The organism is Providencia sp. PROV024 (assembly GCF_032709665.1).
GTDB lineage: Bacteria > Pseudomonadota > Gammaproteobacteria > Enterobacterales > Enterobacteriaceae > Providencia > Providencia huashanensis.
The window spans coordinates 1,913,212-1,930,060 of record NZ_CP120545.1; the positions used below are offsets into that span (position 1 = coordinate 1,913,212).

The window sequence follows — 16,849 nt, forward strand, 5'->3', positions numbered from 1 at the left end:
TATAAAAAATCAATGGGTTGTGTTTTAACTTTGATTTTTATGATAGGTTGTTCTGGTGGATTTACTATATATTCAAATTAATTGTTCAAGCTGTTCGATTTTATTAACCAAGTAAATAATTGAAAAATTATCGCACTACATTTAAAGACAGTTCTATAACGATAAACAGGAAATTCCGAGTTGATTTTTTTAGAGAAAAACACTAAATGATTGGCAGTTATAGGGAGAATTATGGTGATTGGTTTTATTATCAACATAATACTCCGTTAATGAATTTTACCTCTTTTTTGCCAAAACGCTGTAGATGCTGGGTCTGTGACATAGCTTTTGGCGTATTTAACTAAACCTACTCCCACTGAGTTTTATGTTTTCATGAGGCTGTCACATCAAGGAAAATGGCGATTAGAAGCCAATGTTTCATGTTATTTACCCCTATTAAATATGGGGTAAAGCTAAAACTTGCTTACACCATTCATCTTGCTCAGGTGTGCCTTCAGTACGCTGACCATACATTTGTATAATCTGATTGCCTTGGGTATCAAAAACCTCCAAGCTTGTTACAAAGCCATCTTTAGTCGGTTTTCTTGTCACCCAACATTCAGCGATACCATTTTCAATAATGTGCAGTTTGCAATTAGGACCAATAATGTTTAACCAGTGAGTTTGGGTATTTTCTACGGTTAATGATGTTATTTCACTGATTTTACCAGTGAAAATTTGTACACAGCCACGATTACCAACGAAAAGCATAATTTCATTTTGTGCTTGGTGGGCGAGTGACAGTAAACCTGATAATGCACTGCGAGGGACTTGCCATGCTAGTTTACGGCTAACAACGCGGAAGACTTGCTGTCTGCTTAGATTATTATTTTTTAAGATGGTGAAAAATTGGTGGACATCTGTCATATTGCGCCATTCTTGTTCTAGTTTTTGTGCAAGTTCACGATCAATCGACCGTTCAGAAAACGGTTTGACTTCATGGATGGTGAGAGGGCGGTTTTCTGATGTAATATATTGTTTAATCAATGTTTGCCATGCATCGAGATTCGTCGACTTTGTGGTAAAAACTTTGTGTAAGGCATCACCATGTTTGTCAAAAAACTGAATGCTATGACATAGGCCTTCAGTTGTTTCTTCTACTAATGAGAATGCTGAACGCCATTGAGCAAAGAACATTCTAAGGTCAAGAGCTCGAGGATTGAGAAATAAACCCGCATGTGAGCTGAGCCTTGCATTATCATATTGACCAATTTGAATATTAACGGCGTACTCATTACGGGTAACCCCTTTTGCCACCCCGATGGATGCTAAACTTTGCAAGATATCAGGCATTTTTCCAGATAACCTTTGCACGTTATCTTGACCAACGCGGCAATGAAGAAGCTGTGCTTCTGAAATATTTAGTTGTGCTGCTATTTCGCGCGCATATATACCCTTATGCTCTTTTCGTATTTTTTGGTAATCACTATAGCTATTTGAATTCAAAATAATTTCCTTAAGATTAAGTAGAGTAAAGTGTTATCAACTAATTTCGTATAAGGACATAGTAATTTGCGCTATGAAATTAGCTGATAACATAACTTATTGGTTGTTAACTATTATTTGTTACTAAATTACCAGTTATAATTTACGTTAAAGTAAAAATTCCTACCTTCCTGTGGGACCCCCATGGAAGAGATATACTGTTTATCAAAGGCATTTTTCATAGTAAGCGTGGAACTTAGCCCTTTAATGAATTCATCAGCTTGATAATTCACATAAAAATCATGAACTCCATATCCTGCGTATTGAATGACTTCTTTATGATAGCGATCTAAGCCTTTATCAGATTTGTGATGGGGACGTTGATATTTAGCGTTGCCTTGGAACTTGGTTTTGGCTGAAAACTCACCAATCCAGCCAATTTGAATTCCTGTTGTTGCAACTGGAGCATTAATTCTGGCTGTCAACGTTTGGGGGCGAATAGATGATAAAGAATAATTTGTACCATCTTCTCTTCCCATCGTGTGATTATGGTTAACAGCGATATCAAACCAATGTGTTTTATAGTGAACAAAACTGTCAAATCCATGAATAGTTGCGGATGGAATATTTATAAAAAATATTTTCTTCGGGAAGTGTTCCATTCGACCAACTTTATTACCATCTCGAGCTCTTGGATTGAAGGATAAGGGGTACTCGCCATCGACAGTTATGTAATTTTTTGCTTTAGTGTGAAAATAAGTCGAACCAAATTGAAGGGAGTCATTTTTAAAATAAAGCTCGTCAAAACTGAGTTTCAAACCTGTCTCCCATGTTTTATTGGTTTCAGGCTGTAAATCTGGTGATGGACGGAAATCAGATTTAATAGAGGCGCCAAAAAAAAGTGGAATAGTGAAATGGTTTGAATTGTTATAAAGCTCCGACATTCTTGGAGTACGGTATGCTTCAGCGTATGATGAATGAAGATTTAACCAGCTAGTAGGGGTTGCACTTACAGCAAAGCGAGATGACCAGTTAGTATGCTTGTTTTCAGGGAAATTCTCTCTAGAAGTTTGGTACTGGGTGAAACGTGTCCCTGCGGAGAAAGTGATGGGTAAATGGTGCAAAGTCATATCATTTACCAGCCAGCCAGACATGTTAGACAATTCTGATGGCGGATAGCTGATTGCATATTGATTTGATGTTTGTTTCTGTTGGTAATATTCAAAACCACTTTGAATATAGTGGTTTACCCAGTTATACATCGGTAAAGAGACGCTATTAGAAAATTTAGTCCCATAGGTGTATTGGTTGCGTTCCTCAGGGCCATATTCATCAGGCTTTTTGATAATTTTGATGGTATCAGTTTGGTCTAAATACAAGTCGGTATAATAAACGCTCCATTCAGCTTGCCAATTTAAGCTGTTTTGCGGCTTAAAATACTGATTAATTGCAATATCCCGCTGGTGGCTTTGCCTTTCATGGGGGGCGTTCGGATACTTAGTTTTTTCCGTGGGTTTTGCCGGTTGTTTTAAGCTCAGGCTATCGTTTCGATATTCTTTTAACTGTAATGTTAGGTTGTAAGATGGGTGTGGTAGCCAAGTAGTTTTGAGCATCCAGTTATGGATTTTTTCAACATTATGTGCCAGCTCAAATTCGGGAGAACCCATAATATGCTTTTTACGCTGACTGTAACTGAGCAATGTGTCAAATGACTCAGAACGACCTAATAAAGTTGCGCCTGCATAGTAACTATGGTCATTACGGTTAATGCCGCTAAACGCTCGCCCACCTAATTTTTGCCCCGGTTTTAAAATATCGGCGGCATTTAATGTTTTGAATGCGACCACCCCAGCGAGAGCACCTCCACCATGATGAACTGATGCGGAGCCTTTGTGGATATACACTTTGTTAATCAAAGTCGGGTCGATAAAAGTGGCATCATATAACCCTGAGTTAAAATCTTGAGTGATGTTATCGATTGTGACTTTTACCCCCCGAGAGTCATACCCTCGCATTTGAATGCCTTGGCCATAAGTGCTATTAGACCCAGAGACAAATACGCCGGGTTGGCCTTTTAGTAAATCCAAGGCAGAAGTTGCAGATTGTTGTTCAGGCGCTTGGGCGTCAATCACATCAACTTGCTCAGCCACGGCAATTTCTTCAAAACCGAAGGGGGAGGCTGAAACTTGGATAACATCTTGAGCTAATACGGAATGGCTCAACCCGGCTAAAGTAATAGCGATGGTGAGTGTTGAAATAGGGAATTTTTTTTCTTGGAATATAGATGCAGGCATCGGTTTAAACTGCATAGGAAGTCCTTTCCTTATATTTTAGGTTACGCTGGCTGCCTGGATAGATTATCTGGGTGGCATGCTAAAAGTATTTTATATAACGTTTTTATTTATTAGCGTTTATTATCAACCCCGCCTTTTGGTTGATAAATTTGATAGCGATATAAAACAATCCATTGTTATATTTGCTATTTATTGCCAATAAGCAAAGAGCTCCATTTCAATTTAGTAAGCACCTTAGATGAATACATACCCGAATTTTTATGGGGACTTAACCTATTGTTTATCGTCTTTTATAGTCATTAATAGAAATAATGGCGTTGTTTTACAGTGAGCTAATAGATAAAACGAGCTGTAGTGAGAATTATTATCGTTAAGGTTTGGGTGGTCAAGAGTTTTTTGATTTAATCTGTGCTTTTAATTTAAATAAACAGTTATTAATATAAATAAATTATATTTAATTGAGTATTATTGTTATTTTATATTAAAAAGCCCTTTAATTAGAATATAACTAAAGGGCGTGATGGAAATGTTTGATACTAAGCTAGGCTATTTGAAGCGAGAATCAACCGCTTGAGAAAGGATTTCAATGAGTTGTTCAGTATCTTCCCAGCCAAGGCATGGGTCAGTAATCGATTGACCATAAACTAAAGCTTGGTCAGCGATGACTTTCTGTGTGCCTTCAATTAAAAAGCTTTCAGCCATTACACCGCTTATCGCGGTAGAGCCATCCTTTATTTGCTCTGCAATATCCCGAGCGACTTCTAATTGACGGCGGTGAATTTTTTGGCAATTACCATGACTAAAGTCGACGACTAAATGCTCTGGCAGTTCAAATTTGCGAAGCTTATCGCAGGCTGCGGCTAAGTCCCCAGCAGAATAATTCGGTTGTTTCCCCCCGCGCATAATAATATGGCCATGTGGGTTACCGCTGGTTTGGTAGATGGTCATTTGACCGTTTTTATCTGGGGACAAAAACATATGTTGTGCTTTTGCGGCTCTAATTGCATCAATAGCAATATTAATATTGCCATCTGTACCATTTTTAAAACCAACAGGGCAGGAGAGCGCAGAAGCCATTTCGCGGTGAATTTGGCTTTCTGTCGTTCGCGCACCAATAGCCCCCCAACTAATAAGGTCAGCAATATATTGGCCCGTAACCATGTCGAGAAACTCAGTTGCTGTTGCTAAACCAAGCTGGTTAACTTCTATTAGTAATTTTCGCGCGAGGCGTATTCCTGTATTGACTTGGCAGGAGTTATCTAAATTTGGGTCAGAAATTAGTCCTTTCCAGCCAACAACGGTGCGCGGTTTTTCAAAATAAGTCCGCATAACAATTTCTAAGCGGTTTTGATGACGTTCCCTTAATACATTCAGCTTTGTCGCGTATTCAATTGCCGCGTCAATATCATGAATTGAGCAAGGACCGACGATAACAAGTAAACGCGGGTCTTCCCCCGATAAGATCTGTTCTATGCGCTTACGTGACGCTGTCACGTTATTGGCAACCTTTTGGGAAATAGGAAATTCATCAGCGAGAGTTTGTGGTGTAATTAAACTGTCCACTCTTGCAGTGCGTAATTCATCAGTTTTTTGCATTTTGGTTCTCAAAACTTTAATAGGCAGAAGCCGTATCAGTGATAAAGATCACAATAAACGAAAATGGCTTAATTTCAACCTACAAAGTAATTTGTATCAATTATATTTTATATTTTTTATCAAAATATACGTCTCTGTAAACCCATTGTATCAATCACTTTTGCTGAAATTTCTTCCACTGAGTAGTTAGTTGTATTTAAGTAGTTGATTTTATTCTGCCTAAATAATGCTTCGACTTCAGCAATTTCAATACGGCACTGCCTTATCGATGCATAACGGCTATTTTCACGGCGTTCTTCACGGATAGCAGCTAAACGTTCAGGGCTAATCGTTAAGCCAAATAATTTGTGGGTATAAGGGCGAAGAGCCACGGGGAGCTTTAGATTGTCCATATCATCAGCAGTAAATGGATAATTGGCGGCTTGAATGCCAAATTGCATAGCTAAATATAAGCTGGTAGGGGTTTTGCCACAGCGAGAAACACCGATAAGAATGACTTGAGCTTGGTCTAAATTACGCAGAGAAATACCATCATCATGTGCGAGTGTATATTCAATGGCTGCAATACGAGCATCGTATTGGATCATATTTTGCATTGACAAGCCGTGCGTACGATTGAGCTTAGGTTCTGGTTCAAGGCCAACTTCTTTTTGGATTGGAGCAACTAAACTTTGGACAATATCTTGGCAAAAACCAGAACTTTGCGTGATGATTTGCCTAACTTCAGGGGAAATAATCGAATAGAACACTAATGGGCGAAGTTGTGTTTCTTCAAATATGGTATCAATTTTTTGTTTTATTTCTTGTGCGCGGGCCGGCGTGGTAACGAAAGGCAGGGTATAAGAAATAAAAGCTAGTGGAAATTGTGAAAGGACAGCATGCCCCAGAGTTTCAGCTGTGATAGCTGTACCATCTGAAATAAAGAAAACAGTTCTTTGTATTGGGTTGTTCATCGAATCTAATTTATTCATTGTTATTTATCTTTTATTGTATTTATCACTAGTTTTATAGAGATATTATCTTTGTTTAAAGTTTAAAAATTAGTTTATAAGGGAAAGTATAGCCATTATTTGAGCGATTTTTAGAACAAAACATTTTTCTTATTTGATGGAACGATTCACCAGTCCATCTTCTATTAATGTCTGTGCTAGTCTATTTCACGAGGCGAATTTTCGCCAATGAGATTTTTTACGATTTGTACTCTGTCACTAAATTGCTATAAAAGGATCACTTTCAATGTCCACAAATGGCCTTACTCCGTGTAATGTACTTTGGTATAACCAATTAGGGATGAATGATGTTGACCGGGTTGGCGGTAAAAATGCCTCCTTAGGTGAAATGATCACAAACTTATCTGATCTGGGTGTATCCGTACCTAACGGTTTCGCGACAACCGCACAGGCGTTTAATGATTTTCTGGAGCAGAGCGGTGTAAATCAACGCATTTATAACCTGCTAGATGAAACGGATATTGATGATGTGAACCAACTGGCTGTTGCAGGTGCTCAGATCCGTCAATGGGTGATTGATACGCCATTGACGAAGGAGTTGGAACAAGATATTCGTGACGCGTTCGCTCAACTTTCAGAAGGGGAAGCAGAAGCATCATTTGCTGTTCGCTCATCAGCAACCGCAGAGGATATGCCTGATGCTTCATTTGCGGGGCAACAGGAGACATTCCTTAATGTTCAAGGGATTGATGCTGTATTAGTGGCGATTAAACATGTTTTTGCTTCGTTGTTTAATGACCGCGCTATTTCGTATCGTGTTCACCAAGGTTACGATCACCGTGGAGTAGCTCTGTCGGCGGGTGTGCAAAGAATGGTACGTTCTGATTTAGCATCTTCGGGCGTGATGTTTACTATTGATACCGAATCCGGTTTTGATCAGGTAGTTTTCATTACCTCAGCTTATGGTCTAGGTGAAATGGTGGTACAAGGGGCGGTAAATCCGGATGAGTTTTATGTCCATAAACCAACCTTGAAAAATAACCGCCCTGCGATTGTACGCCGTACTCTAGGCTCTAAAAAACTACAAATGGTGTATGCCGATAGTAAAGAGCACGGTAAACAAGTTCAGATTGAAGATGTGCCAGAAACCCTACGCAATCGTTTCTCTCTGGCTGACCATGAAGTTGAAGAGCTCGCTCGTCAAGCTTTACAGATTGAAAAGCATTATGGTCGTCCAATGGATATTGAGTGGGCTAAAGATGGCCACAATGGGCGTTTATATATTGTCCAAGCAAGACCAGAAACAGTGCGTTCAAATCAACAAGTCATGGAACGCTATCAACTCAAAGAGCAAGGACAGGTTTTAGTTGAAGGGCGTGCTATTGGTCACCGCATTGGTTCCGGTGTAGTAAAAGTGATTCATAATTTAAGTGAGATGGATCGCATTCAGGCTGGTGATGTCTTAGTTACAGACATGACAGACCCTGACTGGGAGCCAATCATGAAAAAAGCTGCTGCGATTGTCACTAATCGTGGTGGGCGTACTTGCCATGCCGCTATCATCGCTCGTGAGCTAGGGATACCTGCTGTCGTTGGTTGTGGTGATGCAACTGACCGTTTACAAGAAGGTCAAGAAGTCACTGTTTCCTGCTCGGAAGGTGATACTGGCTTTGTTTACCAAGGCAAGTTGGAATTTGAAATTCACAGTTCTGAAGTGAGTGAAATGCCAAGCCTTGGTGTCAAAATCATGATGAATGTGGGTAATCCTGACCGTGCATTTGATTTTGCTTGTTTGCCAAATGAAGGTGTTGGTTTAGCGAGACTGGAGTTTATCATCAATCGCATGATTGGTGTTCACCCAAGAGCATTGTTAGAATTTGATGAACAGTCTCCTGAATTACAAACTGAAATCCGCGAAATGATGGCCGGTTATGACGACCCAATCGAGTTCTATGTGGGCAAATTAACCGAGGGTATTTCAACGTTAGCAGCAGCCTTCTGGCCAAAACGCGTTATTGTGCGTTTATCAGACTTCAAATCAAATGAATATGCCAATTTAGTCGGTGGGGATATTTATGAGCCTGAAGAAGAAAACCCTATGCTTGGTTTCCGTGGTGCAGGGCGTTATGTTTCTGATAGCTTCCGTGCATGTTTTGCGTTGGAATGCGAAGCCGTTAAGCGCGTGCGTAATACTATGGGGCTCACGAACGTTGAGGTAATGATCCCGTTTGTGCGTACTGTCGCACAAGCTGAGGCTGTCATTGCGGAGATGGCAAAACATGACCTTAAGCGCGGAGAGAACGGCTTAAAAGTGATTATGATGTGTGAAATACCATCGAATGCTTTGCTGGCTGACCAATTCCTTGAGCACTTTGATGGGTTCTCTATTGGTTCAAACGATATGACTCAATTAACATTAGGCCTTGATAGGGATTCAGGTGTTGTTTCTGAGCTATTCGATGAGCGAAACGACGCGGTTAAGGCAATGCTATCGATGGCAATACAAGCAGCTAAACGCCAAAATAAATATGTTGGTATTTGTGGGCAAGGTCCTTCAGATCACCAAGACTTCGCTCAGTGGTTAGTTGATGAAGGTATTGATAGTTTATCTTTAAACCCAGACACTGTCGTGCAAACTTGGTTAACGATCGCTGAAAATCAGTAATCATTACTGAGCTAATAATGAAAGTCGAGAGGTGAAAACCTTTCGGCTTTTTTTATTAATTTAAATTATCTATTATTACAATAGTTAATAGCTATTATTGAGTTATTTCATACTAAATAACTCGATTGAATGATTATGCAATTCTTTTTGCGTACATAAACATAATTATTCCAAATCAATCACGCGTATAATGAGTAATTAAATGTACTTTAATTATAAAGCTCATGAAAGTAATAATAGTGCGGGTTATATATAACGCTAAAGGAGTATGTTTACTTATGTTTGGTACCAGAAGTTGATTCTTATCAATACTTATAAAACAGATGATTTAATTTTGATGTGAATAATTTTCATATTGAGGAACTAGATAAAAAAAAAGCCTATCATGGGCTGACAGGCAAAGACTACACACAGCAATTTGGTTAATAAAACCGTGCTTTAAGGGGTTAGCATGGCTTTTCATGTTTGTTTGATTCAATGGCTAGATAATAAAGTATTCATATTATACAAGCATTAAGAACACTCTCAATAATAAACTTACTTGTTGTTACTTAAGAGAATTATTCCAATAGAATTATGTTAACATAAATTAGGCTAAATACTAACATTAGAATGTTAAATATTGTTTCTAAATATTAATGAGAAATGAAATCATTAATGAAACAGACATGTATATCGACAACATGCCTGTTTCAATTAATTGCAACTATTTCTTAATCATGAACACATCTTCAAGAAATTTCTCTGTTTCAGCTAAGTTCTCATTAGGCATAGCTACCTCATTCATCCATGCTTTTAATAAACTATATGAAACAGCTAATACAACGGGACCGATAAATAGGCCTATCATCCCGAATGATAAGATACCCCCGATAACCCCAACTAAGATTAGTACCATCGGCAAATCGGCACCCATTTTAATCAACCAAGGACGAAGAACACCGTCCATTGTTGCCACAACCGCAGCCCAAATGGCGAGAATAATTCCCCAAGTGGTATCACCAGTCCAAAATAACCATATAACAGATGGCACCATAATCAACAGCGGCCCTATTTGAGCAACACAGCAGATAAACAGTAAAACAGTGAGGATTGCAGCATAACCAATGCCAGAAAGTGCAAGGCCAATCCCACCGACAATAGCTTGGATTAACGCTGTCACGACGACGCCCAATGCCACCGCTCTTATTGATTGAGCTGCTAATAAAACAGCTGCATCACCACGCATGCCTGCAAGGCGCACAGCAAAGTGACGTATGCCTAACATGACAGATTCACCTTTAAGGTAAAGTAAGCCGCTAAACAGTAACATTAAGATTAGATGAAACACAAAGCGCCCTGCGCTGATCGCTTGTGTGGCGAACCACCCCGCGGCTTGACCAAAGTAAGGTTGGATTTTTGCGAGTAGGGCGTTACCACCACTCGCTACAAGGCTATGCCATGCGTAATAAATTTTTTCGCCTACCATCGGTATGGTATTTAGCCATTCTAGCTCTGGTAATGTCAGGCTTGAAGGGGACTTGGCTAAATCAATCAATGGAGTGCTATTATCAATAATACTTCCAATCAAAACCCCTAATGGGATAACAAACAACAGTAATATAAGAAGAACCATCACTAATGCAGCTAGCCAACGCTTACGCCATAAGCGCGCTTCTAGCCGTAATAATAGTGGCCATGTTGCAATAACCATCATCCCTGCCCATACAAAGCCAAGAATAAAGGGATTAAGTACCCAAAAACAGGCGGCTATCATTAAGATGATGGACAATAGGCCGAAAATAAGTTTGGGGAGATCCAAACGTTTTTGCGATTTTTCCATTAATGATTGATCCTTAATAAATGAAAATTCTGCTTATACGGCAAATTTTTAGGTGAAAATAACGAAATTATTTTTCACGATTAAAAAAAACAATATTGTGATATGGTTCATTATGACAATGTCATCAGCGGCTGTACCGTTTTTACTAGCTGTGAAGGTAATAAGTCATAAACCTGAGACGCTATTGTGCAACTTAAAGTAAAGATAGTACATAACGAGTAATGCGAACACTAAACAACAAGAGTCATCGTTAATAATGATCCCGCGTATATCAGAAGCTCCTCATCTTAGTCAATTAGTCATTGAGTTCTTGCATGAGCTACAAGAACAAGGTTTTACTGGTGATAACGGTACCAGCTACGCTGAACGGTTATCCATGGCGACAGACAACAGTATTTATCAACTATTGCCTCAAGCGGTTGTTTTCCCGCGTTCTAGTGCAGATGTACAAATTATTACACGCGTAGCCGGGCAATCCAAATATCGTGAACTTAGCTTTACGCCAAGAGGTGGTGGTACAGGGACTAACGGGCAATCCTTAACAGAAGGGATTGTCGTGGATATGTCCCGCTATATGAATCGTATTTTAGAAATAAACCCCGAGCAAGGTTGGGTCAAAGTTGAAGCTGGCGTAATCAAAGATCAGTTAAACCAATTTTTAAAACCTTATGGTTATTTCTTCTCTCCTGAGCTATCGACCAGTAACCGTGCAACCTTGGGGGGAATGATCAACACCGATGCATCAGGGCAAGGTTCATTAGTCTACGGTAAAACATCCGACCACGTTTTAGGTGTTAAAGCCATGGTATTAGGGGGGGAGTGCATTGATACTCGTGCTATGCCTATCGAACTCGCCCAATCGATTGCGTCCGAGGATTCTATTGTCGGGCGTATTTATAAAACGGTACTAGAACGCTGCTTAGAACAGCGGCCATTAATTGAAGAAAAATTCCCAAAGTTAAATCGTTTTCTGACAGGCTACGACTTACGTCATGTTTTTAATGATGAATTAACTGAATTTGACCTTACCCGCATTTTGACGGGTTCAGAGGGGTCTTTAGCGTTTATTACTGAAGCCACCCTTGATATCACGCCATTGCCAAAAGTACGCAGGCTGGTTAACGTAAAATATGACTCTTTTGAGTCAGCACTGCGTAATGCCCCTTTTATGGTTGATGCTAAAGCATTATCTGTTGAAACCGTCGATTCTAAAGTGCTGAATCTAGCCCGTGAAGATATCGTTTGGCACTCTGTAAAAGCATTAATTACTGATATTCCTAATAAAGAAATGTTAGGTCTTAATATCGTTGAATTTAGTGGCGATGATGAAAGTGAAATTAACCAGCTGACAGACAGTTTGTGCCAACGACTTGATGAGTTAATGGCAAATAATCAAGCGGGTGTGATTGGCTATCAAACTTGTCATGACCTTGATGATATAACTCGCATTTATAATATGCGTAAAAAGGCAGTTGGCTTGTTAGGTAATAGTAAAGGTGCGGCAAAACCAATTCCATTTGTAGAAGATACTTGTGTACCACCAGAGCATCTAGCTGATTATATTGTTGAGTTCCGAGCGCTACTCGATGGCCATAATCTGAATTATGGCATGTTTGGTCATGTCGATGCGGGGGTATTACATGTTCGGCCAGCTCTAGATATGTGTGATCCACAACAAGAAATATTGATGAAACAAATTTCTGATGAAATTGTTGCATTAACAGCTAAATATGGTGGGTTGCTGTGGGGAGAGCATGGTAAAGGTTTTCGCGCACAATATAGCCCTGAGTTTTTTGGGGACGTACTGTATAGCGAATTACGTAACATCAAAGCGGCATTTGACCCAGACAACCGTTTGAACCCTGGGAAGATTTGCCCTCCAGCAGGGCTTGATGCTCCAATGAAACAGGTCGATGATATCAAACGAGGCACTTATGATAGGCAAATCCCTGTTCAGGTTCGCGAGCAATTTCGGGGAGCCATGGAGTGTAATGGGAATGGGCTATGTTTTAATTTTGATGTTAAAAGCCCTATGTGCCCGTCGATGAAAGTGAGTGGTCAGCGCATTCATTCACCTAAAGGTCGTGCAACACTTGTTCGAGAATGGTTAAGGCTATTAGCAGATCAAGGAGTGACTCCGGACTACCTCGAAAAGGGCATTAAGCAAGACTCACCTTCCTTACGCGGTTTAATTGAGAAAACGCGTAATACTTGGCGGGCAAAGCAAGGAGATTACGATTTTTCTCACGAAGTAAAAGCATCAATGGCCGGGTGCCTTGCTTGCAAAGCCTGCTCAACACAGTGCCCAATCAAAATTGATGTACCTTCATTTAGAGCGAAATTTTTAGCCTTATATCACGGTCGCTACTTACGCCCTGTGCGTGATCATATTGTTGCTAACGTAGAGAGCAGTGCACCATTATTCTCTAAGGTACCAGGTGTATTTAATTTCTTTTTACGTCAGCCAATAGTGCAAAAGCTTAGCCAACACACGATAGGTATGGTTGATTTACCCTTATTTTCTCAGCCTACATTGAAACAAGAGCTTTTGGGGCATACTGCGGTGTCAGTAACACTCGAGCAACTAGAAGGTATGGGGGCTGCTCAGCGCGAAAAATACGTGTTGGTAGTACAAGACCCTTTCACCAGCTATTACGATGCGAAAGTGGTCGCAGATTTTGTGCGATTAATTGAAAAATTGGGCTATAAACCTGTTTTATTACCATTTTCACCGAATGGTAAGGCGCAGCATATTAAGGGTTTTTTGGCAAAGTTTGCGAAAACAGCACGTAGAACCGCAGACTTTTTAAATCGCGTAGCAAAATTAAAGTTACCCATGGTTGGCGTCGACCCTGCATTAGTTTTATGTTATCGCGATGAATACCATGAAATTTTAGGAAAAGAACAGTGCCAGTTTACTGTAATGTTGGCTCATGAATGGTTAGTGAGTTTACCTGCACCACAAAATGCCAAAGTAAATGCAGCTGAGCCTTGGTACTTTTTTGGGCATTGTACGGAATCAACGGCTTTACCAAATAGTGCGAGCCAATGGGCAAGCTTATTTGCACGTTTTGGCCACAAACTGAATAATGTCAGTGTGGGTTGCTGTGGAATGGCGGGAACTTACGGTCATGAAGTGGCAAACCTTGAAAATTCCAAAGGAATTTATAACTTATCTTGGAAAGGAGCGATGGCCTCTTTACCAAAAGAGCGTTGCTTAAGCCCCGGTTATTCTTGCCGTAGCCAAGTGAAGCGTATGGAAAATACAGTTATAAAACACCCGATTCAAGCACTGTTGGAGATAGTTTAATGATTTGGAAACGTCAATTTAATTTGCAACAATTAGCTGAAATGTCAAAAACGTGCATGTTAGGGCATATTGGTATTGAGATCACAGCATTTGGTGATGATTATTTAGAGGGAACAATGCCTGTTGATGAGCGAACTAAACAACCGTTTGGTTTACTTCATGGTGGCGCTTCCGTGGTGCTTGCTGAGTCTTTAGGGTCAATAGCGGGTTATTTATGTACGGAAGGTGAGCAAAGAGTGGTTGGTCTAGAAATTAATGCAAACCATGTCCGTGCAGCGCGTTCGGGGGTTGTTAAAGGCATTTGCAAACCTATTCACTTAGGGCGTCGCCAGCAAGTTTGGAATATTGAAATATTCAATGAACAAGGAAAACTGTGTTGTACTTCCCGTCTAACGACTGCGGTATTATTTGAATAATCACAGCTATGCTTAGGTGGCTTGTAGGCTTTGAGTAGCTAAAAGCCACCAATAACCTTCCTATTAGTAGTGTTTTTATCTGCTGTTTTATCCGTAAATTCGTTTTTTATCGCATTAATAAAGTTGTATAATAAATACATCTTTATTAATTTGTGTCATTTAATTGTATTATTCAGTACAAAATCAAATAAAAAAATAGTTCTATTTTATTTTTCTTATTTCAATAAGTTAAGTGATAAGAAAGACATTATTGGTGATTCGATAAGCTCATAATGAATAAAAAAAGAACTAAAATAGCTATAACCTCTTAAAACAAATGGTTGAAGTAGAATAGCTAATCATTACCATAGGGTAGACAGAGTTAATCTCCTGATAACAGGCTGAAAAGCCATAAGAAATGTGGGGTCAATATGACTGACGGTGTAGAGACATTTTCATTTGATGAAAACAGTTGGCAGGGAGTTAGCCTGACACAAAGCGCTGCAAAACAAATCAAAAAATTGATGGTGCAAAACCCAAATACGAAAGGGCTTTCACTGGGCGTAAAACAGTCTGGCTGCGCAGGTTTCGGTTATGTATTTGAAATGATCGAAAACCCAACAGACCAACACCTGTTATTTGAACTCGATGGCGCACGTCTTTATGTGCCAAAAGAAGCAATGCCATTTATTGATGGTACAGTCGTTGATTTTGTCCAAGAAGGGCTGAATCAAATTTTCAAATTCAATAACCCGAAAGCACAACATGCCTGTGGGTGTGGTGAAAGCTTCGGCGTTTAACATGTGAAGTCAGATTATGTCACAGAGCAATGTAGAAGTTGGCGATGATGTTCAAAGCTGGCTTGATGACCAGCGTTATAAAGAAGGCTTCTTTACTGAAGTCGCAACGGATGAAATGGAAAAAGGGATCAACGAAGATGTGATCCGCGCCATTTCAGCAAAACGTAATGAACCAGAGTGGATGCTACAATTCCGCCTCGATGCTTTTAATCATTGGAAAGGCATGGAGGAGCCACATTGGCTTAAGGCGAATTATCCAAGCTTAGATTATCAAGATTATAGCTATTACTCTGCACCATCATGTGGTGCGTGTGATGATACGTGCGGTTCTCAATCAGGTGCAACTCAAGGTACTGGTGTTGCTGAAACCAATAGTTATTTAACGGCAGAAGTTGAAGAAGCGTTTAATCAACTAGGTGTTCCGGTTCGTGAAGGGAAAGCCGTCGCGGTTGATGCTATTTTTGACTCGGTTTCCGTTTCGACGACATATCGTGATGACCTTGCCAAACATGGCGTTATTTTTTGTTCGTTTAGTGAAGCGATCCAAGAATATCCAGAACTGGTACAAAAATACCTAGGTACTGTTGTATCAAGTCATGACAACTTTTTTGCGGCACTCAATGCTGCGGTTGCATCAGATGGTACGTTTGTTTATGTCCCGAAAGGGGTGCATTGTCCTATGGAGCTTTCAACCTATTTTAGGATTAATGCGGCGAAAACAGGCCAATTTGAACGTACTATCCTCATCGCTGATGAAGGGAGCTACGTGAGTTATATCGAAGGGTGTTCAGCGCCTGTCCGTGATAGCTACCAGCTCCATGCTGCTGTGGTTGAAGTGATTATTCACAAAGATGCAGAAGTGAAGTATTCAACGGTGCAAAATTGGTTTTCTGGTGGTGATAGCGAAACGGGTGGGATTTTAAACTTCGTGACTAAACGTGCATTATGCGAAGGTGAAAATTCTAAAATGTCATGGACACAGTCTGAGACCGGTTCTGCTATTACATGGAAATACCCAAGTGTTATTCTCAAAGGTGATAACTCAGTAGGTGAATTTTTCTCCGTTGCATTAACCAATGGTAATCAACAAGCTGATACTGGAACGAAAATGATCCATATTGGGAAAAATACGCGTTCTACAATTATTTCCAAGGGGATTTCAGCAGGTAAAAGTCAGAACAGTTATCGCGGATTAGTGAAAATTTTACCGAGTGCTCATAACGCGCGTAACTTTACCCAGTGTGACTCTATGTTAATAGGGACACAATGCGGAGCACATACTTTTCCCTATGTGGAAGTAAAAAATAATACGGCACAATTAGAACATGAAGCAACAACCTCACGTATAGGGGAAGACCAGCTGTTTTACTGTTTACAACGTGGCATTAGCGAAGATGATGCCATTTCAATGATTGTAAATGGTTTCTGTAAGGATGTGTTCTCGGAGCTTCCGTTGGAATTTGCCGTAGAAGCACAAAAATTGCTGGCGATCAGCTTAGAACACAGCGTTGGCTGATCCTAATATGAGTTTATTTGCGCTTAAGCGCTAAAGG

The 16,849-nt window shown here is 40.0% G+C and carries 10 protein-coding genes; 5 read left to right on the plus strand and 5 right to left on the minus strand.

Going from position 1 to position 16,849, the window contains the following annotated elements; genetic code table 11:
- Window positions 1–435 precede the first annotated feature (435 nt).
- The 4 genes from P3L56_RS08835 to P3L56_RS08850 all read right to left on the minus strand — a co-directional run bounded on the left by P3L56_RS08835 (window position 436) and on the right by P3L56_RS08850 (window position 6,295).
- A complete protein-coding gene (locus P3L56_RS08835; RefSeq protein ID WP_210855417.1) occupies window positions 436–1,485 on the minus strand; it encodes a hemin-degrading factor in 1,050 nt (349 codons plus the stop codon).
- Between the two features lie 128 nt (window positions 1,486–1,613).
- Complete coding sequence (locus P3L56_RS08840) at window positions 1,614–3,773, minus strand: TonB-dependent hemoglobin/transferrin/lactoferrin family receptor (protein ID WP_198861326.1); 2,160 nt, start codon at window positions 3,771–3,773, stop codon at window positions 1,614–1,616.
- A gap of 531 nt (window positions 3,774–4,304) precedes the next feature.
- Window positions 4,305–5,354: a 3-deoxy-7-phosphoheptulonate synthase gene (locus tag P3L56_RS08845; protein ID WP_042844048.1), complete on the minus strand. Its 1,050-nt coding sequence runs from the start codon at window positions 5,352–5,354 to the stop codon at window positions 4,305–4,307.
- Between the two features lie 119 nt (window positions 5,355–5,473).
- On the minus strand, window positions 5,474–6,295 hold the full coding sequence (locus P3L56_RS08850) for a pyruvate, water dikinase regulatory protein (protein WP_269466240.1): 822 nt from the start codon (window positions 6,293–6,295) through the stop codon (window positions 5,474–5,476).
- A gap of 295 nt (window positions 6,296–6,590) precedes the next feature.
- On the opposite strand from P3L56_RS08850, the gene ppsA reads away from it, so the two are divergent.
- The gene (gene ppsA / locus P3L56_RS08855) at window positions 6,591–8,969 is read left to right on the plus strand and encodes a phosphoenolpyruvate synthase (RefSeq protein ID WP_042844046.1); all 2,379 of its coding nucleotides are present in this window, start codon (window positions 6,591–6,593) and stop codon (window positions 8,967–8,969) included.
- A 706-nt stretch (window positions 8,970–9,675) separates the two neighbouring features.
- Here the strand turns inward: ppsA and ydiK are convergent.
- Window positions 9,676–10,791, minus strand: coding sequence for an AI-2E family transporter YdiK (ydiK, locus tag P3L56_RS08860; RefSeq protein ID WP_042844045.1), 1,116 nt, complete (start codon window positions 10,789–10,791; stop codon window positions 9,676–9,678).
- A 256-nt stretch (window positions 10,792–11,047) separates the two neighbouring features.
- Here ydiK and P3L56_RS08865 point away from each other — a divergent pair, with 256 nt between their 5' ends.
- The 4 genes from P3L56_RS08865 to sufB all read left to right on the plus strand — a co-directional run bounded on the left by P3L56_RS08865 (window position 11,048) and on the right by sufB (window position 16,812).
- Window positions 11,048–14,101, plus strand: coding sequence for an FAD-binding and (Fe-S)-binding domain-containing protein (locus P3L56_RS08865; RefSeq protein ID WP_042844044.1), 3,054 nt, complete (start codon window positions 11,048–11,050; stop codon window positions 14,099–14,101).
- A complete protein-coding gene (gene menI / locus P3L56_RS08870) occupies window positions 14,101–14,517 on the plus strand; it encodes a 1,4-dihydroxy-2-naphthoyl-CoA hydrolase (protein ID WP_042844043.1) in 417 nt (138 codons plus the stop codon). The genes P3L56_RS08865 and menI overlap by 1 nt, the downstream gene beginning before the upstream one ends.
- A gap of 410 nt (window positions 14,518–14,927) precedes the next feature.
- On the plus strand, window positions 14,928–15,296 hold the full coding sequence (gene sufA / locus P3L56_RS08875) for a Fe-S cluster assembly scaffold SufA (RefSeq protein ID WP_042844042.1): 369 nt from the start codon (window positions 14,928–14,930) through the stop codon (window positions 15,294–15,296).
- A 16-nt stretch (window positions 15,297–15,312) separates the two neighbouring features.
- Window positions 15,313–16,812 carry a Fe-S cluster assembly protein SufB gene (gene sufB / locus P3L56_RS08880; RefSeq protein ID WP_042844041.1) on the plus strand — a complete coding sequence of 500 codons (1,500 nt, stop codon included), beginning with the start codon at window positions 15,313–15,315 and terminating at the stop codon, window positions 16,810–16,812.
- The last annotated feature ends 37 nt before the right edge of the window (window positions 16,813–16,849 follow it).